We start from the raw sequence: 19,166 nt of genomic DNA on the forward strand, positions 1-19,166 counted from the left end.
GCCACTGCCGCTCCGCCACGCTAGAACGCTTGCCCTCATCCCCCGATTCGGGTCGTCATACGGTGCAACAATCCGTGCGTGGTGCGGGCGCTTCACACGCCCGAGAAGAGCACATCCAGCACGCGGCGGCCCAACGCGGCTTGCCCCGGGGGCTCGTTCGCGATCATGAGGAGCCCCTTCCACAGCGCCCAGCCCCGGCCGCGCGCCTCGGTGGCGTCGTCGAGGTCGAGGGTGCGGCGGAACTCGCTGCGCGCGTCATCACCGAACATCGTCCACAGCGGCACGACGTCGCAGGCCGGGTCGCCCACGGCGCTGCATCCGAAATCCAGCACGGCGGCGAGGCGGCCATCCCGGACGAGGAGATTCCCGCCCGCGACGTCACCATGCACCCAGACGGCGGCGCCGGTCATCTCCGCGCCCAGCGCGTCACGCCACAGCCCGGCAGCAAGGTCGCGCTCGCGGCCGGCGACGCGGAGAACCAGGTCGTGCATCTCGTCGTCCCAGCGGCTCACGGGTCCGCCGCGATACGCGCTGTGCGCGCCCGGCCCCGGAGCCTCGGTCGTGTCCGCAGATCGGACCGCGACGAGAAACGCGGCGAGGTCGTGCGCGAAACGAACCTCATCATCGACCTGCGCCTGGGATGCGGGGGTACCCGGCAGCCACCCGTAGACCGACCACGGCGCGGGGAAGCGATCCGAGGGCTTCCCGCGCCCGTGGACCGCCGGGATGGGCAGCGGAGCCGCATCCGCCAGCACGGGCAGCCACTTCTGCTCCTTCTCCACCTGCGGGACATAGCCCGCAGCGCTGGGCAGGCGCACGCTGTGGTCATCGCCCAGGTGGAACATGCGGTGGTCGTTGCCGCCCACCGCCACCGGACGCACCGGGAGGTCCGCCCAGTCCGGGAACTGCTCGACGAGCAGCTCCCGGACGAGAGCGGAGTCGATACGACGGGCGTCGACGCCGCGCGAACCGGGGCTCACTCGGCGCCGCGACCGGTCTTCTGCTGGAGGCGGTCGATGTGCTCGGACGCCTCGGCCTTGGTGATGTCGGCGGGGATCTCCTCGCCGGCCTCCCGCGCGAGAGTGTCGAGGTAGCTGCGCTGCGGGGCGGTCATCGGCTCATCGCCGGTGACCCAGTCGGAGGGGTCCTTCTCCGCTGAGGTGTCGGCGCTTCCGGTGGCGCCGAGCATCTCCCGGTCATCGTTCGGGACGGAGTCGTTCGGGACGGAGTCGTTCGGGACGGAGTCGTTCGATTCGGACATGCGTTCGATGCTAGGCGGCACGCCCGGATGGGACCGCGGGGGTTGACGAACGCACCGGGGCTCGGCATGCGACCGGGCCCCCGGCACGGCCGGCTACGCCCCGAGGCGTTCGAGGAAGGAATTGACGAAGCGGCGCTCGGGATCGAGGGAGGCACGCAGCTGCCGGAAGTCCTCCCAGCGCGGATACAGCCGCGGAAGGCGCTCGCGCGCGGCGTCCACGTCGAAGACCTTGCCCCAGTGCGGGCGAGCGGCGAAGGGCTCGAGAGCCGTCTCGATCCGCGGCAACAGCGCTTCCACCTCGGGCTGCCGCGACAGCCAGGTGAAGTGCAGGCCGACGACGTCGCCGCCCTCCGCGGGTGAGAGCCACAGGTCATCCCCGGCGACCGTGCGCACCTCGCACACCAGCAGGAGCGGCGCGATCGCTCCTGCGAGCGACCGGATGGCGCGCAGCGCACCAGCGGCGTGTGCCCGCGGCACCAGATACTCGCTCTGCAACTCGTCGCCGTTGGACGGCGTGAACTCGAGCTTGAAGTGCGGCAGGCGCGCCAGCCACGGACCGGGGACCCCGAGCTGTTCCGTGCAGTGCTCGGGGTCGACGCCCGGGAGCGGATGCCGTTTGCCCGGGGCGGGGCGGGCACCGAAGATCTCGTCGGGGGCCGGGGCCGCCGCATCCGCCCGCCGCTTCAGCCATATCTGGTCGACGGTGTCGGGGTCGCGCCAGGTCGTGAACAGGGACACGCTGTAGCCGAGCGCCGTGATCGCGTCATAGTGTTCCAGCGCCGCCTCCAGCGGCAGGCGCTCGTACACGGTCTGCGCGATGTCATAGCTCGGAACGATGTCCAGCTCCACCGCGGTGGCGACGCCCAGGGCTCCGAGGGAGACGACGGTGCCGGCGAAGTCCGCCTCGCCGCGCCGGAAGGTGCGCGTCTCGCCGTCGGCGAGGACGAGGTCCACCGCCGCGACCGCGGACGCAAGCGAGCCGACCTGGTCGCCCGACCCATGGGTTCCGGTCGCCACCGCGCCGGCGAGGGAGATATGCGGCAGCGACGCGAGATTGCCCAGCGCCCAGCCGGCCCGTTCGAGCTCGCCGGCGAGGTCGCCGTACCGCAGGCCCGCCGCCGCCCGCACCACTCGGCGATCGCTGTCGATCGACACCTCGCGGGGAAGCGATGCCACCGAGATCGCCAGCCCGTCGGTGTCGGCGATCGTGTTGAAGCTGTGCCGGCTTCCCAGCGGCTTGAGCTTCGCCGCCCCCCGCACAGCGGAGACAACACCGGCGATCGAGGTCGGCGATGCCGTCTCAGCGGCTGAATAGGTCAGATTGCCTGCCCAGTTGGTGCCCATCGTCTACCTCCCTGCACCCAGAAGAACCACGTCGGCCACCGAGTCGCCGGCCGGCAGCTCGACCTCGGCCTCCGCCGCATCCGTCGTCACCCGATACGAGCCGGCGAACCCTGACACCGCGACCATCCCATTGTCGTCGGATTGCGTCGGCGTGGGCGGGGTCCACCATTCTCCGCGGATGAGGGCGTGCAAGGCGTCATACGACGGCTTGCGTGAGCCATCGGCCCGCAGGAGGCCCGCCGGCGCCCCGAGCCACGCGCCGGCGTCGGTCACACCCCAGTAGGTGAGGGATTCGACCGCGGGATGGGCAAGGACGTTGCGGTAGTGGCGGACGATCTCCTCGGCCTGGCGCGCCTCGCCCTCGGGCGTTGACGGCCAGTCCTCCACGGCGTAGTCATTGAGGTCCTCGATGTCTTTCGGCATCAGCGCGCCGGAGAGGAGCGTCGTCTCGGTCACCTGCACCGGAAGTCCGAACCGCGAGAAGCGCCGCAGCACTTCGCTGATCTTCTCGTCGCCGCGGTAGCCCTGGTGCATGTGCGTCTGCACGCCGATCGCGTCGAGGGAAACACCGGCTTCGAGGCTTTCCGAGATGAGGCGCTCGTAATCGGCGGACCAGTCGAAGTCGTTCAGAACGAGTCGCGCATCCGGGTTCGCCGCGCGCGCCTCATCGAACGCCATCTGCACCATGCCGAGGCGGCCTTTGCGCTGCGCGAGCCGGGTGACGGCGTTCTCCTCTGCCGTGAAGACGGGGAGGATGACCGCTTCGTTGATCGCGTCCCACAGGTCGATGGTCCCCGCGAACCCGGTCACGACCGTGCGGATCCGCTCGCGGATGGCGTCCTCCACCTGGCGATCGTCGAGATCGAGCAGCCATGCCGGGGCGAGGGTGTGCCACACGAGCGGATGCCCCTTGACGGTCACCCCGCGGTCGGCGAACCACTGCGCGGTGCGCCGCAGCCGCTCGACGTCGGTATGCCCCCGCTTTGGCTCGTATCCGCGCCAGTAGAACGGCAGCGTCACCGCGTTGAAGAGGCCGAGATAGGCCTCCGCGAGGAGTTCGGGACCGACCGTGGATGCGCCGCCGAACACCTGCGCGGACCCCACCTCGTCGCCCGGCGGCGGCCCGCCGAGCCACTCGATGAGGTCGAACCCGATGTTGCCGAATCCGAAGGCGTGCCGTGTCTGCTCGACCGTGACGGGCACTCGGGAAAGGGGCGCACCGCGCTCGTCGGTCAGCCGGAGCCGGGCGTCGGCCGTCCGCGATCGCAGGTCGGACATGCGCGGTCTCCTTCGATCGGCCCCTGCCGCCCGGGGGAGCGGCTTTCTCAGCGTAGCCGCGCCGCCGGAGGGGATCGTCGTGGCGTTCCTGCCGTGGGTCGGTCGCGATCTCGCGCGTGACCGCGGACGGGAGGGAGCGTCCGCTCAGCCCGCCATCACGGCAGCCCGCCAGGCCGTCACCGCGGTGGCAACGGCACGCGTGTGCGCCCACGGCATCTCCGGCGCTTCCCGGCGGCCTTCGGCAAGGGCGAGGCTGACAGCATCCGCCTCGGCGGCCATCGGCTGGATCGAGGGCACCTCGATCACCGTGGGCTCCCCCTCGGCCGGGCGGACGATGATCGTGGTCGCACTCTCGGCCCGACCTCCCCACGCGTCCGGGAGCTCGATGGCGCCCCCGGAGCAGTGGATGACCGCACCGGAGGGCAGGTCGCGGACGATCGAGGTCGCGAGTGTTCCCTCGCAGCGACCGAACCGGATCTGCGCGACGCTGTCCGCATCCACGCCCGCCTCGATCCGCCCCTCGACCTGGCGAACCGCGATGTCGTCGTCGGCGACGGCGCCCGTGGCGAAGGCCACCTCGACGGCCAGCGACACGGGATAGCAACCGACGTCGAGGATCGCCCCGCCCGCGAGGGCAGGGTCGAACAGGCGCCCCGATCGCGTTCCGGCAGCGAAGCCGAACGCCGCCTCCACGCCCACGGGGCGGCCGACCGCACCGTCGGCGAGGACGCCGCGGAGGGCATCGGCCCACGGCCCGAACCGGTTCTTGAAGGCCTCGACGAACGGGCGATCAGCCCGTTCCGCGGCCGCGAGCATGCGCGCGACCTCCGCGGCGGTCGGTGCCGCCGGCTTCTCGCACAGCACCGCTTTCCCGGCTTCCAGAGCCCGGACCGCGAGGTCGGCATGCGTGGTGTGCACCGTGCCCACGTACACCGCGTCGATGTCGGGGCGGGCGAGCACGTCGTCGTATGTTCCCGAGAACTCAGCCCCCGCCTCGGCGGCGAAGCGCGCGGCGCGCTGGGGATCCGAGCTGCCCACGGCTGCCAGCATCCCGTGCCGGGACGCTCGGAGCCCGGCCAAGAAGTCGCGGCTGATCGCCCCCGGTCCGAGGATGGCCCATCGCGTGCGCTGCGGAGTCTTGCTGGTCACCCGGCCGATGGTACCCGGCCGGCCGGCCGGTCGCGGAGCGGCACCGTCACGCGGTCGGCGCGACCACAGAGGCTGAGGTGCGTGCGCGGCGACGCTTCGCCCGGGCGGCCGCGACGGTCGTGGCGATCGCATAGACGAACAGCCCGCCCGCCACGACGGCGACCACCACCACGCGGTTCGGCCCGTGCAACACGTTGTTGACCCAGCCGAGCATCGGGATGCTGTACCAGAGGGCTCCGCGGATCTGCACGGTCCGTACCGGCTCCGGGTCGTTCGCGTCGTTGTTGTCGCCCTTCGTGATGAACGTCAGTTCGCCGTCCACGTAGGTCTTCGACACGACGCGGTGGCTGACGACGGCCGCGTCTCCGGAGCGGATCTGGTACGTGATGACGTCGCCGACACGGATGTCGTCGACCGGCGTCGGGCGGATCACCACGAGCGTGCCGGGGGGCAGACCGGGCTCCATGGACTGGGTGAGCACGGTCATGGCTGTTCCGCCGACGAGGGCGGGCACGCCGATGACGGCTGCCGCCACCGCCAGCAGCAGCACGAGAACCGATGCGCTCAGCGACACGGCCAGATAGTGCACGAGACTGTGCTGTCGCGCATCCGTGCGTTCGGCCGCGCGTCGCGCACGACGGGAGGTCGGGGTTGCGTCGGTCATGGGCATTGCAGGGTGGGGAAGAGCACGCCGAGGTTCCAGGGCGTGGTGCGGGTGATGGAGATGGGCGCGGCCGTGACCGAGGAGGTCCCGGTGAACTTGTCCTTCGCCTCGACCAGCAGCGCGTACGTGCCGTTCTGCGAGAACTTGTAGCCGTCGAAGCTCACCGAGGCCGAGGTGCCGTCGACGCTCACGGCGGCGACCTCCAGGCCGGTGGCGGAGTCGTACACGCGGTAGGCCACGGCAGAGCCGGCGACCCGGTTCGCGGGAGCCGGCCAGCTCAGGGTGACGCTGCGGTTCCACCAGTTGCTGCTGCAGCTCACGGCGCCCGGTGCGGCGACGCGCCAGACGCTCTGAGTGATCGGAGGGGCCGTCGCCGTCGCCGTCCAGTTCGTTCCGACCCGACCCGTGACGGTGAAGGCCGCCGTCACGCTCTGGCCTTGGAGTGCGGCATTGGACGCGGTGGCGTCGCCCGTGATGCGGGTGGCGACGCAGACGGCGACGGTGGTTCCGGGCGCGATCGTCCGCGCGGCGGCGGGAAGAGCCGGCGCAGGGTCGGCGAGGGTGGTCGTGATGACGCCGGTCGCCGGCGGCGTTGCCGAACAGGTGCCGGTCCACAGCATGAGCGCCGTCTTCTGCGCGAGGGTGGCATTGCCGGTCACCGAGGTGGCCAACGCATAGGTCAGGGGCACGCGACCCGTGTTCGCGATGGTGAGGGTGCCGCCCACGGTGGATGAGGTGTTTCCTGCATACCGGTAGTTCGTGGCGAGCGCCCCGGCCTGAGTGACCGTCGTGGCCACGGTGGCGGAGGAGGCGCTGGCCGAGACCGACGCGTTGGCGATCCACACAGCGGCCGCAGCCCCGCCGCTGGCCAGCGCGACGAAGGTCGCGATGGCGGCGATGGGGGCCAGGAGGCGACGGCGGCTCATGGGTGGACCTGGGTTCCGGTGACGGTAAGGGAGAGGGCGGTGGATGCGGCGCCGGCCGCTCCTGCGGGAGCTTGGGCGGGCAGGCCCACGCCGATGCAGAGGGTGACCGTTGCTCCCGGAGCGAGCGTCGTGCCGAGGTTCGCGGCGGCTCCGAGGGGGGCGGCCGCCGTCGGCGCCACTTTACCCGCCGTGCAGTTCGCCGGCGACCCGGTGCCGGCCGACACGACGAGGGCCGAGGTGAAGGCGGTGGCCACGGTGGAGCCGCTGATGCCCTGCAGCGAGAGCGTGAGCGGCGTCGTTCCGTCGTTGCGCACCGTGGTCGTGCCCCACACCGTCTTTCCCGGATACAGATCGGTGGCGGTGAGGGAGAGCGGCGTGAGCGACAACGCAGCCGACCCGGCGGTGACCGTGGAGGTCGAAGCGGCAGAGGCGCTGGTGGCCCACACCGCGAAGGTGCCGCCGCCGGCCAGGACGCCGATCACGATCGCCCCTGCCGTACCGAGCGCTGCCAGCAGCATCCGCGTGGGCGCGAAGGCCCGGCGCTTCTGCTCTGCGCGACGCGAGGCGCGGGTGGGGTGGGAGTTCATTGTGATCCTCGTTCGGCGGGGTGGGCGTGTCGCCCACCCGACGGCGGTGGTGGCTGTCGTGGATTACGCGGTGGCCTGGGTCAGCGTGACGGTGAGGTCGCTGAGGTTGACGGCGCCGTTCATGGCGTCGTTGTTTCCACCGGCGGTGTCACCGGCGGGGAAGGAGATCGTGACCGACACGGTGACGGTCTCGTCGACGACGCCGGTTCCGGGGGCCACGGTGAAGGTCGGGCCGGTGCCGGTGATGCCGGTGCCGCTGGCGGTGAGGGTCGCGTTGGAGAGCAGGTAACCGGCGAGCGCCTGGTCGGCGGCGTCCGTGACGTCGGCGGCGACGATCGAGCCGCCGGTGAGACCGAGCGTGGCCTGGATGCTGTCGCCCTCGGCGCTGACATCCATCGTCTTGGTGTAGGTGAGGGTGTCGCCCGGGGCGATGGAGTAGCCGTCGAGGGCGATGGTCGAGCCGTTCGCGGTCCAGGTGCCGGCGACACCGGAGTCTGCGACGACCATGTTGCCGGCGGCGATGGTCGCGCCCTGCGTCGTGGCGGAGGCGTTCCAGCTGGCGAATGTTCCGGCTCCACCGAGGAGGAGGGTCACACCGGCGGCGGTGGCGATCGAGGCCTTGAGGAAGTTCTTCATGAGAGTGTCCTTTCGCGGCAGCGGCCGCTGGTCGGGGTGAGTGTCGTGGGCTTTCCCGATCCGGTTCGGACCGTTTCCCTGGCGACAAACATCAGTCTCCGCCCCCCGCCGCAACGTACCGGCCCACGAAGGACCAGGGCCTGCACAGCGTTACCGCAAGCCCTTCCCGGCCGAAACGGGCCAACCTCAACGCAAGCGCAACGTGACCGCAGGTTCCGCATAGGAGCGCTCCCATGAGCCCGAATCGTCGCGCATTGCACGTCCTCGCTTCCCACCCCTGCGCAATGTGCTCGCGCGAGTGCACGACCTCCTGCCGAGCGCACGGCCTTGCAGCGCCATCAGGCCGTGCACTCGGCACGAAGCCGTGCAGTCGCGGAGGACCGCGGGATCAGCGCGTGCTGAAGGCCGCGTCGAACGCCGCGGTGGGCGCCTCGAACGCGTTGCTCTTCACGAAAGCCAGCGCCTCGGGGGCACCGACGAGCCGGTCCATGCCGGCGTCCTCCCACTCGACCGAGATCGGACCGTCGTACCCGATGCTGTTCAGTGCGCGGAAGGCGGCCTCCCACGGCACATCACCGCGGCCGGTCGAGACGAAATCCCACCCGCGCCGGAGGTCCGCCCACGCCAGGTGCGACCCGAGCCGACCATTGCGTCCGTTGCCGATGTTCATCTTCACGTCCTTGCAGTCCACGTGATAGATCCGGTCGCGGAACTCGAGGATGAAATCGACGGGATTCAGCTGCTGCCAGACGAAGTGGGAGGGATCCCAGTTCAGGCCGAACGCTTCACGGTGGCCGATGGCCTCCAGTGTGCGGACCGTGGTCCAGTAGTCATAGGCGATCTCGCTGGGGTGCACCTCGTGGGCAAACCGCACCCCCACCTCGTCGAAGACGTCGAGGATCGGGTTCCAGCGGTCGGCGAAGTCCTGGTAACCGGCGTCGACGGCCTCCTGCGAGACCGGCGGGAACATGGCGACGTACTTCCAGATCGACGACCCGGTGAAGCCGACGACGGTTTTCACGCCGAGCTTGGCCGCGAGACGCGCGGTGTTCTTCATCTCCTCGGCAGCCCGCTGGCGAACACCCTCCGGGTTCCCGTCGCCCCAGACCCGGTCGCTCAGGATGTCGCGGTGGCGCTGGTCGATCGGGTCGTCGCACACCGCCTGGCCCTTCAGGTGGTTCGAGATCGCCCACACCTTCAGTCCGTACCGCTGCAAAAGGTCGAGCTTGCCCTGGACATACTCCGCGTCATCCCAGCGCCAGGGATCGAGGTGGTCTCCCCAGCAGGCGATCTCAAGGCCGTCGTAGCCCCATTCGGATGCGAGGCGGGCGACCTCCTCGAACGGCAGGTCGGCCCACTGGCCGGTGAAGAGAGTGATGGGTCGCGTCATGGCGATTTTCCTTCCAGGGAAGCGAGGGATGGGGCGTCAGTGGTCGACGGGAGTCCAGGCGCTGCCGGCGTCGGAGCTCCGTTCGACGGCATCGAGGACGCGCTGCACATGCAGACCGTCCTCGAACGAGGGATGCGGCTGCACCCCGTCGTGGATCGACGTGACGAGGTCGTACACCTGATGGGTGAAGCCGTGCTCGTAGCCGAGCATGTGACCGGTCGGCCACCAGGCTGCGGCGTACGGGTGGCCGGGCTCGGTGACGAGGATGCGCCGGAACCCCTGCTCCGTGGCGGGGAGCGTCGCGTCGTAGAACTCCAGCTCGTTGAGGCGTTCGAGGTCGAAGGCGATCGCACCGAGCGAGCCGGAGATCTCCAGTCGCAGGGCGTTCTTCCGGCCCGTCCGAAAGCGGGTCGCCTCGAACGAGGCGAGCGCACCTGAATCCAGCCGCCCGGTGAAGAGGGCGAGGTCGTCCACGGTGACGGCGCCGCGCTCGGTGGAGGCGGTGCCCGACAGCCCCACACCTTCACCCAGAAGCGGACGCTCGGTCACGAGCGTCTCGAGGATGCCCGACACGGTCGTCACCTTCTGGCCGGTGATGAACTCGGTCAGATCGATCGCGTGCGCGCCGATGTCGCCGAGCGCTCCGGAGCCGGCCAGATCCTTGTCCAGCCGCCAGGTGAGGGGCGCCTCGGCGTCGAACAGCCAGTCCTGCAGATACTCCGCGCGCACCTGACGGATCTCGCCGATCCGCCCCGCCGCCACGAGGTCGCGGGCGAAAGTGGTCGCCGGCACCCGCCGGTAGGTGAAGCCGACCATGGAGCGCACCCCGGTGGCGGCCGCGCGCTCGGCGGCGGCTGCCATGCGCTCGGCCTCGGCGACCGAGTTGGCGAGCGGCTTCTCGCACAGCACGTGCTTGCCGGCCTCGAGTGCGGCGATCGCGATCTCGGCGTGCGTGTCGCCGGGCGTGACGATGTCGACGAGGTCGATGTCATCGCGCGTGATGACCTCCCGCCAGTCGGTCGCCGCTTCCGCCCAGCCCCACTTCCGGGCGGATGCTTCGACAGCTGACGTGTTGCGGCCGACGACCACCGACATCTCGGGGTCCAGCGGAAGGTCGAAGAACCGGGGAGCGACGCGCCACCCTTGTGAGTGCGCGGCACCCATGAAGCCGTGGCCGATCATGGCGACGCGAAGCGTGTTGGTCAACGCAGAGTCCTTCCGGAGGTGGATATGGGGCGCCCGCCGAGTGATCGACGGACGCCCCACGCGAGGTGCGGTCTACTCGAACGACAGGTCGATGAAGTCGGCGACGTTCTCCTTCGTGACGACGGGGGCGTCGAGCACGATGCGGTTCGCGACGCTGGGTGTCACGATGTCACCCATCGTCTTGCCCTGGGCGATGAGACGCGCCAGCGCCACGCCGTCGGCGGCCTGGGTCGACGGGTAGATGACCGTCGCCTTCAGCACGGAGTCGTCGGCTTCGATGGCCTCCATGGCACTGCGGCTACCGGCGCCGCCCATCATGAAGAACTCGTCACGCCCGGCAGCGTCGATGGCCGCGAGAACGCCGACCCCCTGGTCGTCATCGTGGTTCCAGATGGCGTCGATCTGCGGGTTGGCCGAGAGCAGCTGCGAGGCGGCGGTCTCGCCGCCGGCGACGGTGAAGTCGGCGGCCACGCGGGCCGACACCTCGAGGCCGCAGTCCTCCAGGGCATCTGCGAACCCTTGGGAGCGATCCTGTGTCAGCGGCAGCGAGTCGATGCCGGCGATCTCCGCGACGACGGCGTCGGCATTCTCGCCCAGCTCCTCGCAGACATAGGTGCCGGCGCTGACGCCCATGCCGTAGTTGTCGCCGAGCACCGTCGTGCGCGCGGCGAACGGACTCGAGAACTCCCGGTCGACGTTGATGACCGGGATGCCGGCCTCCATCGCCTCGATGGCGATCTCGGTCAGCGCGGCGCCGTCGGTCGGAAGCAGCACGATGGCGTCGACACCCTCGTTGATGAAGGTCTCGACGGCCGCGATCTGGGCGATCGGGTCGTTGGTGCCTTCGGCGACCCGCAGATCGACGTCGTCGAAGCTGTCGCCCGCCGCGATGGCACCGGAGTTGATCGCGCCCAGCCAGCCATGGTCGGCCGCGGGTCCGGAGAACCCGATGACGACGGTGTCGCCCGCCTCCGCGTTCTCTTCGGACGAGGTGCCCTGGTCGACGACGGATTCCTCGTCCGCACCTCCACCGGTACAGCCTGCGAGAAGTCCGGCGGCAGCGACGATCGCGGTGCCGGTGAGCACCAGTCGCGTGCGCGCCTTCAGATATGAGCGCATGTTGTTCCTCCTTGAATGTGATGCAGCTTCTTGCGACAGGTGGAACGGAACCTGAGGGGAGCTGCCCGCACTCATGGAGTCCACGCTGACGCGACTCACCGTAACAGAAGGAGATCACGAAGAGGCATCTTTTGTTTTTCCGCCGTCAGAAGTGCCGATGACCGCGGTATCGGGGCGAGCACCGACGCGTGCCGGTGCAGAGACGTCCCGTGCACGCCGCTGAGTGCGCCGGATCGGACCCTCGTCATCCCGCTCCCCGGCGTGTTATGTTCACTGCGTGATCAAAGATGACCATTCATCGGCATTACTCTCCGTTCGGGGTGTGACGAAGTCGTTCGCCGGGGTACGCGCGCTCCGGGGGGTAGACCTCGAGGTCGCCGCGGGCGAGGTGCACTGCGTGCTGGGCCAGAACGGCGCGGGGAAGTCGACGCTCATCAAGACTCTCGCCGGTGTCCACCGCCCGGATGAGGGAGAGATCCGCTGGCGCGGGGAGCCGGTGGACATCCCCACTCCCGAGTCGGCGATCGAAATGGGCATCGCCACGATGTACCAGGAGCTGGACGTCGTGGACGGCCTGACCATCGCGGAGAACATCTTCCTCGGCCACGAGGTGGCCAGCGGCGGGTTCACAAGGCGGGCGGAGGCGGCGAAGCAGAGCCGCGCTCTGCTGGGGCGCCTCGGTCACAGCAACCTCGCGCCGAACACCGAGGTCGGCTCGCTCAGTGCGGCCAACAAGCAGATCGTGAGCATGGCTCGGGCACTGTCGCACGACATCAAACTCATGATCATGGACGAGCCGTCGGCCGTGCTCGACTCCGAAGAGGTCAAGAACCTGTTCGGAGTGGTGCGGGAACTGACGGCGGCCGGCATCGCAGTGGTGTACATCACCCACCGCCTCGAGGAGATCCGCCAGATCGGCGACCGGATCACCGTCCTCAAGGACGGCCGGACGACAGCAACGGGCCTCCCGGTCGCGGACACCCCGACAACCGAACTCATCCGTCTCATGACCGGCCGCGAGGTGGCCAACGTCTTCCCGCCTGCGACGCCCATCGCCGCCGATGCGCCTGTCGTCCTCGACGTCGCGGACCTCGGCCTGGCGGGCGTTTTCGCGGATGTGTCCTTCACCGTGCGCGGGGGCGAGATCGTGGGGCTGGCCGGACTGGTCGGCTCGGGCCGCTCCGAGATCCTCGAGACCGTCTACGGCGCCCGGAAGTCCACCGCCGGCTCCGTCCGCGTGGGCGGCGAAGTGCTCCGGCGCGGCTCGGTCGTCGCGGCCGTCAACGCCGGCATCGGGCTCTCGCCCGAGGAGCGCAAGAGTCAGGGCCTCGTCCTCGATGAGCCCATCTTCGTCAACGTGACGCTGTCGTCGGTGTCCCGGTTCGCGAAGGCCGGCTTCCTCGACGAGCGCGCCGAGCGTCAGGTCGCGCGCGAGCAGATCGAGGCGCTCGAACTGCGACCCGCCGACCCCGACCGGCCCGCCTCCACGCTGTCGGGCGGCAATCAGCAGAAGATCCTCCTCGCCCGATGGCTCGTGCACGGAACGCGCGTGCTGCTGCTGGACGAGCCCACCCGGGGCGTCGACGTCGGCGCGCGCTCGGAGATCTATCAGCTCATCCGCCGCCTCGCCGCGGAGGGCAACGCGCTCGTGATCGTCTCCAGCGAGATCGAAGAGGTGCTGGGGCTGGCCGACACCGTCCTGGTCATCGCGGATGGACGCGTCCTCACCACTCTTCCCGCCTCCCAGATCGATGAGCACGGTGTGCTCGATCTCGTCATGAAAGGAACGGCCGCGTGAGCGAGCAGACCCCGTCGGGGACCGGAGCCGGGCAGACGGCGACCGAACCGCCCCCCACCACGAGCACCACCGCGACCGAGCCGGTTCCCGCCTGGCGGCGCATCCTCTCCGGCTCGGTCGGACGCAACCTCGGGCTCGTCGTGGCGCTGCTCGTCCTCGTGATCGTCGGCGCCGTCACCGCGCCCGACACGTTCCTGAGCGTGAGTAATATCCTCACGATCCTGCGCGCAGCCTCGATCATCGGCGTCGTTGCGATCGGCATGACCCTCGTCATCATCGCGGGGGGCATCGATCTGTCCGTCGGCTCGGTGCTCGGGCTGGCTTCGGTCGTGGCATCCCTCGCCGTCATTCAGGACCTCTCCGAAAGCCTCCACTGGATCGTCATGGTGCTCCTCGCCCTGGCGGTGGGCCTCGGGGCGGGTCTGATCAACGGGGTCGTCATCGCGTACGGCAAGGTCGTGGCCTTCATGGCGACGCTCGCGATGCTCGTCGCGGCACGCGGTTTGGCCGAGATCCTGGCCAACCGTCGCACGCTGCAGGTGGGAGACCGCGACTTCATCACCTTCATGAACCTCGACATCCTCGGCGTCGACATGCTGATCTGGATCTTCGCGATCGTCGCCGCGCTCGGCTGGGTGGTGCTCAACCGCACCACCTTCGGCCGTCGCACGGTCGCGATCGGCGGAAACCGCGAGGCGGCGCGCCTCGCGGGCATCCCCGTCAAGCGCCACACGATGTGGCTGTACGCGATCTCCGGCCTGTGCGCCGGTATCGGCGGAGTGATGATCCTGGGGCGCACCACCGCGGGCACATCCACGCACGGCATGCTCCTCGAGCTCGACGTCATCGCGGCGGTCGTCGTCGGCGGCACGCTGCTCGCGGGTGGGCGCGGCACGATCACCGGTACGGTCTTCGGTGTCCTCATCTTCCAGACTCTCACCAACGTTTTCGTCCAGAACAACCTGTCATCGTCGGTGCAGAACGTCGTCAAGGGCGTCATCATCGTCGTCGCGGTGCTGCTGCAGCAGCGCTTCGCCCGGCCCACCGGGAGGGGGTGAGCCGGCGGCTCGGTGCCACCGACTTATGATCGATCAGTGGCACCGGGCCGTGGCATCCCGTTGAAAGGCCGGTGACTTCGGTACCGGCGAGCGCCGAAGTCCAACGAAGCAGGGTGAGCATGAGCATCGATTCCTCCAGCGGGATCTCCGGCGTCACGCAACTGTTCCAACTTCTGCGGGATGGCGTGCCCCGCACGCGTGCGGAACTGGCGAAGTCCACCGGACTCGCCCGGTCGACCATCGCTGCCCGCGTGGACGAACTGATGCGCATGGGCCTGGTCACGCCGATCGCGGAGACCGTCTCCACGGGTGGTCGACCTCCGTCCCTCTTCGCGCTCAACCCGAGCGCACGCCTGGTGCTTGCCGCCGACATCGGAGCCTCGCACGCGACCGTCGCAGTCACCGACCTGGCCGGCTCCACCCTCGCCGCGCACAGCGCTCCCCTGGACGTGACGCTGGGACCGGTCCCGGTGCTCACCTGGCTGGTCGAGAACGCCATGGCCCTCCTGGATCAGCTGGGGCGGTCGACGAAGGATCTCGCCGCCATCGGCGTCGGCATCCCCGGCCCGGTCGAGCACTCCACCGGGCAGCCGGTCAATCCTCCGATCATGCCGGGATGGGATCGGTTCGATGTTCCCGGCTGGGTGCGGCAGCATCTCGACGTGCCGGTGCTCGTGGACAACGACGTCAACATCTCCGCCCTGGGTGAGTGCGCCGCGGCCTGGCCGGGGATCGAGCACCTCCTCTTCGTGAAGGTCGCCACCGGCATCGGCGCGGGCGTGATCTCCGGCGGCACCCTGCAGCGCGGCGCCCAGGGCATCGCGGGCGACATCGGCCACGTACAGGTCGCGCGCGGCGCGGACGTGCCGTGCCATTGCGGCAACCGCGGATGCCTCGAAGCGCTGGCGTCCGGACCGGCCATCGCCCGCGCACTGACCGCGCAAGGGGTTCCTGCCGACAACGGCAACGACGTGATCGCTCTCGTCAAGCGCGGCAATATCGACGCCATCCAAGCCGTGCGGCAGGCCGGACGCGACATCGGCGAGGTCCTCACCACGTGCGTCAGCCTCATGAACCCGTCGGTCATCGCGATCGGCGGCTCGATGGCGCGCGTCGGAGAGCACCTCATCGCCGGTGTCCGCGAGATCGTCTACACCCGCTCGACGCCGCTGGCCACCGAGCACCTGGCGATCGTGCAGTCGGTGGCTGCGCAGAACGCCGCCGTCCTCGGTGCGAGCATGCTGGCCATCGAGCACGTCCTCTCGCCGGAGACACTCGAAACGCTGGTCAGCGCCTGACGACAGCATCCCGCTCCTCACTGCCGCCCCGCGGCGACGCAGACGCTCAGGCGTCGATGAGCACCTCGACAGCGTCGAGCTCGGGGAATCCGATCTCCGTACCGAAGCTGCCGGCGCCGACCACGGCGCGCGCGCAGGACGGGGTTTGGGGCGCTTTTCATGCTTTGGGGCGCGCCCCCGCGCGCCCCAAAGCACGCATCTCGCCCCAAACCCGAATGGCGTGGGGCGGCAAGGCACCTCGGGACCACTTCGCCGCGATCGTCGAGCCCAGCGAGCCACCCGCGGACGCTGTGCAAGCCCCGCCGTCGGGGGATCGCACTGCGTTCGTCCGGGCTGACGAACGGGGTGCGCCATTTATGTCGGGCTGGACGGAACGCCCGGGTCGCAGCCTTCCTAGAGTGAGGCCATGCCCACCCTCGGAGGCCTCGCTGACTTTCTGCAGACCGAGCTTGTCGCGCGCGCCCGGGACCGTGGGGTCCCCGGCGCGGCGATCGCCGTCGTCGCCGATGGGCAGATCATCGATGCCGCCGCCGGGGTGCTCAGCACCGCGACGCAGGTGGAGGCGACTCCCGAGTCCGTCTTCCAGATCGGGTCGATCACCAAGGTGTGGACGGCCACTCTGGTGATGCAGCTCGTCGACGAGGGACTTGTCGAGTTGGACGAGCCCGTGCGCACCTACCTGCCTGAGTTCGTCCTCTCCGACGACGCCGCCGCATCGGGCATCACGGTACGTCAGCTCCTGAGCCACCGTGCCGGGTTCGAGGGCGACATCCTCACCGACACCGGCCGCGGAGACGACGCCATCCAGACATATGTCGCCACGCTCGTCGACGTGGCGCAGGTCTTTCCTCCCGGTGCCTTCTTCTCGTACAACAACGCGGGCTACATCGTGTTGGGCCGCCTGGTCGAGCACCTGCGCGGGACGACCTGGGAACAGGCGGTCCTCGATCGCATCGCGGGGCCGCTCGGACTCGAGCGCGTCTCACCCAGTCCGTATGAGGCGATCCTCCACCGCGCCGCGGTCGGTCACGTGGGACCCGACGCGGACGGCGTGGAGACCCCGGCGCCGATGTGGGCGCTCGCCCGGTCCAACGGACCGGCCGGATCAATGCTTGCCATGACCGCGCGCGACCTCGCCGGTTTCGCGCTCATGCACCTGACCGGCGGCTCCGTCGGGGGCGACGGAGCCGCCGTCCTCTCCCCCGAGTCCGTCCAGGCGATGCAGCGCACCGAGGTCACGCTGCCCACACTCGCCGGAATGGGCGTCGCGTGGGGACTCGGCTGGGAGATCTACGCCGAGGGCGCCCCCCGAGTGGTCGGCCATGACGGCAACACCATCGGACAGGCGTCCTTCCTGCGGTTGGTTCCGGAGGCCGGGGTCGCGATCGCGCTGTTGACGAACGGCGGAGACGGCATGGGACTGTTCCACGACCTCGCCGAGCCGCTCCTGCGCGACCTCGCCGGCGTCGAACTCCCGCACTCCCCCACGCCCCCGGCCGACCGCGCGGACGTGGATGCGAGCCCCTTCGCCGGCGTGTACTCCAACACCATCGTCGACATGGTCGTTTCGCAGGACGACGCCGGACGCGTGTGGCTCGAGCAGCGCCCGAAGGGGGAGCTCGCCGCCCTGCAGTCCGCATCCCGCAGCGAGCTGGTGCCCTTCGGCGAGAACTCCCTCATCCTGCGCGAGCAGATGAGCGGCATGCATCCGGTGTTCGCGTTCCTCAACCCCGACGACGAGGGTCGCCCGAGGTACATGCATTACGGCCGAGCCATTGCGCGCTCGACCGACAACGACGTTCCGCGCACCACCCGCCCGATCGCCGCCCAGGAGGAATTGCAATGACATCCACTCGCACTGCCATCGCAGCGGTCGCCGCTGCGGGCATACTCAGCCTCACCCTCGCCGGATGTACCGGCGGAGGTGGCGGCTCCGGCGACGGCGCGCCCGTGGAAGGCGGCACGTTCACCCAGATCCTGCCGGCTGACCCGGGCGCTCTCGACCCGCAGATGTCCGCCGGCAGCGCGTTGTTCGCGCTCAGCAAGTTCGCCTACGACTCCCTCGTGAGCGTGGACGCGGATGGCGAGATCCTCAGCCAGCTCGCCACGGACTGGAACGTCGAGGGGCTCACCGCGACCCTCACGATCCAAGATGGGATCGTCTGCAGTGACGGCAGCGACTTCACCGCACAGACCGCGGCCGACAACCTCAACTTCATCGGCAACCCGGAGAATCAGAGCGCCCTGCTCGGGGCCTTCCTCCCGTTCGGCGTCACCTCGGTCGCCGACGGTGACACCGTCACGATGACCCTGACCGATCCCGCCCCGTTCCTCCTGCAGGGTCTGGCGAGTCTGCCGATGGTGTGCGACGCGGGCCTCGCCGACCGCACCGTGCTGGCCGATTCCACCCTCGGCACCGGCCCCTACGAGCTGACCGAGGCCGTCCCCAACGACCACTACACCTTCGAGGTGCGCGACGAGTACGCGTGGGGCCCGGATGGCGCCACCGTCGATGAGCCGGGCATCCCCGCGACGGTGAACGTCCGCGTCGTCACCGACGAGACCACCGCCGCGAACCTGCTGCTGTCGGGCGAGGTCAACGCCGCCCAGATCGTCGGACCCGACGTCGACCGCGTCCTGGCTCAGGACCTGTTCTCACAGGACGCCGTGGAGCTGTCGGGCGAGCAGTGGTACAACCAGGCCGAAGGCCACCCCACGAGCGACCCCGCGGTGCGCATGGCTCTTACCCAGTCGATCGACCTGGAGGAGCTGGCCTCGGTCATGACCGCCGGAAACGGCAGCCCCGCCACCAGCCTCGCCGTGGTGCAACCGGGCGGATGCTCCTACGACTCCGTGAGCGGATCTCTTCCGGCCTTCGACGCGGACGCCGCTGCAGCGGCACTCGACGCCGCGGGCTGGGTGCCGGGGGCCGACGGCGTGCGCGTCAAGGACGGCACGCGGCTGAGTCTGCTGTTCCTCTACGACAACGCGTTCGGCGCCTCGGCGGCGGCAGCGGCGGAGCTCGTGATGAGCGCCTGGCAGGAGATCGGCGTCGAGGTCGAGGGTAAGCAGCAGGACGACACGGTCCTGATCGACGCCCTCTTCAGCACCGGCGACTGGGACGTGGCGTGGGTCTCGGTCAACGTCAACAACCCCGACCAGCTGATGGGCTTCCTCTCCGGAGCACCCGCCCCCGAGGGAACGAACTTCGCGAGCATCGACAACGCCGAGTACCAGGCGGCGATCGCGGAGGCGCTCCAGTTGCAGGGTTCGGACAGCTGCCCGAAGTGGCAGGAGGCCGAGACGGCGCTGTTCCAGGCCGCCGACGTCGTCCCCTTCGCCAACAACCCCATCCGGATGTTCGGGAACGGCGCCGAGTTCACGTGGTTCGGCGAGCCGCAGCCCACGACCATCCGACTCCTCGGCTGACCCGGGCGCGCCCGCGATCTGAA

At 69.8% G+C, this 19,166-nt stretch carries 17 protein-coding genes; 5 read left to right on the top strand and 12 right to left on the bottom strand.

Annotation, left to right across the window (positions count from 1 at the left end):
• Window positions 1-92 precede the first annotated feature (92 nt).
• The 12 genes from AC4FS1_RS09770 to AC4FS1_RS09825 all read right to left on the bottom strand — a co-directional run bounded on the left by AC4FS1_RS09770 (window position 93) and on the right by AC4FS1_RS09825 (window position 11,560).
• Window positions 93-980, bottom strand: coding sequence for an aminoglycoside phosphotransferase family protein (locus tag AC4FS1_RS09770; RefSeq protein ID WP_491154573.1), 888 nt, complete (start codon window positions 978-980; stop codon window positions 93-95).
• Window positions 977-1,189 (bottom strand): DUF3072 domain-containing protein, encoded by a 213-nt coding sequence (locus AC4FS1_RS09775; RefSeq protein ID WP_491155694.1) that lies wholly within the window; start codon window positions 1,187-1,189, stop codon window positions 977-979. The genes AC4FS1_RS09770 and AC4FS1_RS09775 overlap by 4 nt, the downstream gene beginning before the upstream one ends.
• Before the next feature lie 165 nt (window positions 1,190-1,354).
• Window positions 1,355-2,605, bottom strand: a complete 1,251-nt coding sequence (locus AC4FS1_RS09780) for a D-arabinono-1,4-lactone oxidase (protein ID WP_491154574.1) — start codon at window positions 2,603-2,605, stop codon at window positions 1,355-1,357.
• A gap of 3 nt (window positions 2,606-2,608) precedes the next feature.
• Window positions 2,609-3,883, bottom strand: coding sequence for an endo-1,4-beta-xylanase (locus tag AC4FS1_RS09785; protein ID WP_491154576.1), 1,275 nt, complete (start codon window positions 3,881-3,883; stop codon window positions 2,609-2,611).
• 144 nt (window positions 3,884-4,027) lie between these two features.
• Complete coding sequence (locus AC4FS1_RS09790) at window positions 4,028-5,032, bottom strand: Gfo/Idh/MocA family protein (protein WP_491154578.1); 1,005 nt, start codon at window positions 5,030-5,032, stop codon at window positions 4,028-4,030.
• A gap of 46 nt (window positions 5,033-5,078) precedes the next feature.
• Window positions 5,079-5,696, bottom strand: a complete 618-nt coding sequence (locus AC4FS1_RS09795; protein WP_491154580.1) for a signal peptidase I — start codon at window positions 5,694-5,696, stop codon at window positions 5,079-5,081.
• Window positions 5,693-6,622: a hypothetical protein gene (locus tag AC4FS1_RS09800; RefSeq protein ID WP_491154581.1), complete on the bottom strand. Its 930-nt coding sequence runs from the start codon at window positions 6,620-6,622 to the stop codon at window positions 5,693-5,695. The genes AC4FS1_RS09795 and AC4FS1_RS09800 overlap by 4 nt, the downstream gene beginning before the upstream one ends.
• Window positions 6,619-7,209, bottom strand: a complete 591-nt coding sequence (locus AC4FS1_RS09805; protein WP_491154583.1) for a hypothetical protein — start codon at window positions 7,207-7,209, stop codon at window positions 6,619-6,621. The genes AC4FS1_RS09800 and AC4FS1_RS09805 overlap by 4 nt, the downstream gene beginning before the upstream one ends.
• 63 nt (window positions 7,210-7,272) lie before the next feature.
• Window positions 7,273-7,845 (bottom strand): alternate-type signal peptide domain-containing protein, encoded by a 573-nt coding sequence (locus tag AC4FS1_RS09810; RefSeq protein ID WP_491154584.1) that lies wholly within the window; start codon window positions 7,843-7,845, stop codon window positions 7,273-7,275.
• Between the two features lie 388 nt (window positions 7,846-8,233).
• Window positions 8,234-9,235, bottom strand: a complete 1,002-nt coding sequence (locus AC4FS1_RS09815; protein WP_491154586.1) for a sugar phosphate isomerase/epimerase family protein — start codon at window positions 9,233-9,235, stop codon at window positions 8,234-8,236.
• A gap of 36 nt (window positions 9,236-9,271) precedes the next feature.
• Window positions 9,272-10,417 carry a Gfo/Idh/MocA family protein gene (locus tag AC4FS1_RS09820; protein ID WP_491155695.1) on the bottom strand — a complete coding sequence of 382 codons (1,146 nt, stop codon included), beginning with the start codon at window positions 10,415-10,417 and terminating at the stop codon, window positions 9,272-9,274.
• A 96-nt stretch (window positions 10,418-10,513) separates the two neighbouring features.
• Complete coding sequence (locus tag AC4FS1_RS09825; protein ID WP_491154587.1) at window positions 10,514-11,560, bottom strand: substrate-binding domain-containing protein; 1,047 nt, start codon at window positions 11,558-11,560, stop codon at window positions 10,514-10,516.
• Window positions 11,561-11,882: 322 nt separating this feature from the next.
• On the opposite strand from AC4FS1_RS09825, the gene AC4FS1_RS09830 reads away from it, so the two are divergent.
• The 5 genes from AC4FS1_RS09830 to AC4FS1_RS09850 all read left to right on the top strand — a co-directional run bounded on the left by AC4FS1_RS09830 (window position 11,883) and on the right by AC4FS1_RS09850 (window position 19,143).
• Window positions 11,883-13,358 carry a sugar ABC transporter ATP-binding protein gene (locus tag AC4FS1_RS09830; protein WP_491154588.1) on the top strand — a complete coding sequence of 492 codons (1,476 nt, stop codon included), beginning with the start codon at window positions 11,883-11,885 and terminating at the stop codon, window positions 13,356-13,358.
• Window positions 13,355-14,416 carry an ABC transporter permease gene (locus AC4FS1_RS09835; protein ID WP_491154590.1) on the top strand — a complete coding sequence of 354 codons (1,062 nt, stop codon included), beginning with the start codon at window positions 13,355-13,357 and terminating at the stop codon, window positions 14,414-14,416. Before AC4FS1_RS09830 ends, AC4FS1_RS09835 begins: the two co-directional genes overlap by 4 nt.
• A gap of 119 nt (window positions 14,417-14,535) precedes the next feature.
• Window positions 14,536-15,714: an ROK family transcriptional regulator gene (locus AC4FS1_RS09840; RefSeq protein ID WP_491154592.1), complete on the top strand. Its 1,179-nt coding sequence runs from the start codon at window positions 14,536-14,538 to the stop codon at window positions 15,712-15,714.
• Window positions 15,715-16,120: 406 nt separating this feature from the next.
• Window positions 16,121-17,560, top strand: a complete 1,440-nt coding sequence (locus AC4FS1_RS09845; RefSeq protein WP_491154594.1) for a serine hydrolase domain-containing protein — start codon at window positions 16,121-16,123, stop codon at window positions 17,558-17,560.
• Window positions 17,557-19,143 (top strand): ABC transporter substrate-binding protein, encoded by a 1,587-nt coding sequence (locus AC4FS1_RS09850; protein ID WP_491154596.1) that lies wholly within the window; start codon window positions 17,557-17,559, stop codon window positions 19,141-19,143. Before AC4FS1_RS09845 ends, AC4FS1_RS09850 begins: the two co-directional genes overlap by 4 nt.
• The last annotated feature ends 23 nt before the right edge of the window (window positions 19,144-19,166 follow it).

This window comes from Microbacterium sp. Z12_35 (assembly GCF_058310475.1).

Excerpts from the sequence above, each read along its gene's own strand:
- AC4FS1_RS09775 (WP_491155694.1), bottom strand. The coding sequence starts at position 1,189 with ATGCTCGGCGCCACCGGAAGCGCCGACACCTCAGCGGAGAAGGACCCC.
- AC4FS1_RS09780 (WP_491154574.1), bottom strand. The coding sequence starts at position 2,605 with ATGGGCACCAACTGGGCAGGCAATCTGACCTATTCAGCCGCTGAGACG.
- AC4FS1_RS09785 (WP_491154576.1), bottom strand. The coding sequence starts at position 3,883 with ATGTCCGACCTGCGATCGCGGACGGCCGACGCCCGGCTCCGGCTGACC.
- AC4FS1_RS09795 (WP_491154580.1), bottom strand. The coding sequence starts at position 5,696 with ATGACCGACGCAACCCCGACCTCCCGTCGTGCGCGACGCGCGGCCGAA.
- AC4FS1_RS09800 (WP_491154581.1), bottom strand. The coding sequence starts at position 6,622 with ATGAGCCGCCGTCGCCTCCTGGCCCCCATCGCCGCCATCGCGACCTTC.
- AC4FS1_RS09805 (WP_491154583.1), bottom strand. The coding sequence starts at position 7,209 with ATGAACTCCCACCCCACCCGCGCCTCGCGTCGCGCAGAGCAGAAGCGC.
- AC4FS1_RS09810 (WP_491154584.1), bottom strand. The coding sequence starts at position 7,845 with ATGAAGAACTTCCTCAAGGCCTCGATCGCCACCGCCGCCGGTGTGACC.
- AC4FS1_RS09815 (WP_491154586.1), bottom strand. The coding sequence starts at position 9,235 with ATGACGCGACCCATCACTCTCTTCACCGGCCAGTGGGCCGACCTGCCG.
- AC4FS1_RS09820 (WP_491155695.1), bottom strand. The coding sequence starts at position 10,417 with ATGATCGGCCACGGCTTCATGGGTGCCGCGCACTCACAAGGGTGGCGC.
- AC4FS1_RS09825 (WP_491154587.1), bottom strand. The coding sequence starts at position 11,560 with ATGCGCTCATATCTGAAGGCGCGCACGCGACTGGTGCTCACCGGCACC.
- AC4FS1_RS09840 (WP_491154592.1), top strand. The coding sequence starts at position 14,536 with ATGAGCATCGATTCCTCCAGCGGGATCTCCGGCGTCACGCAACTGTTC.
- AC4FS1_RS09845 (WP_491154594.1), top strand. The coding sequence starts at position 16,121 with ATGCCCACCCTCGGAGGCCTCGCTGACTTTCTGCAGACCGAGCTTGTC.
- AC4FS1_RS09850 (WP_491154596.1), top strand. The coding sequence starts at position 17,557 with ATGACATCCACTCGCACTGCCATCGCAGCGGTCGCCGCTGCGGGCATA.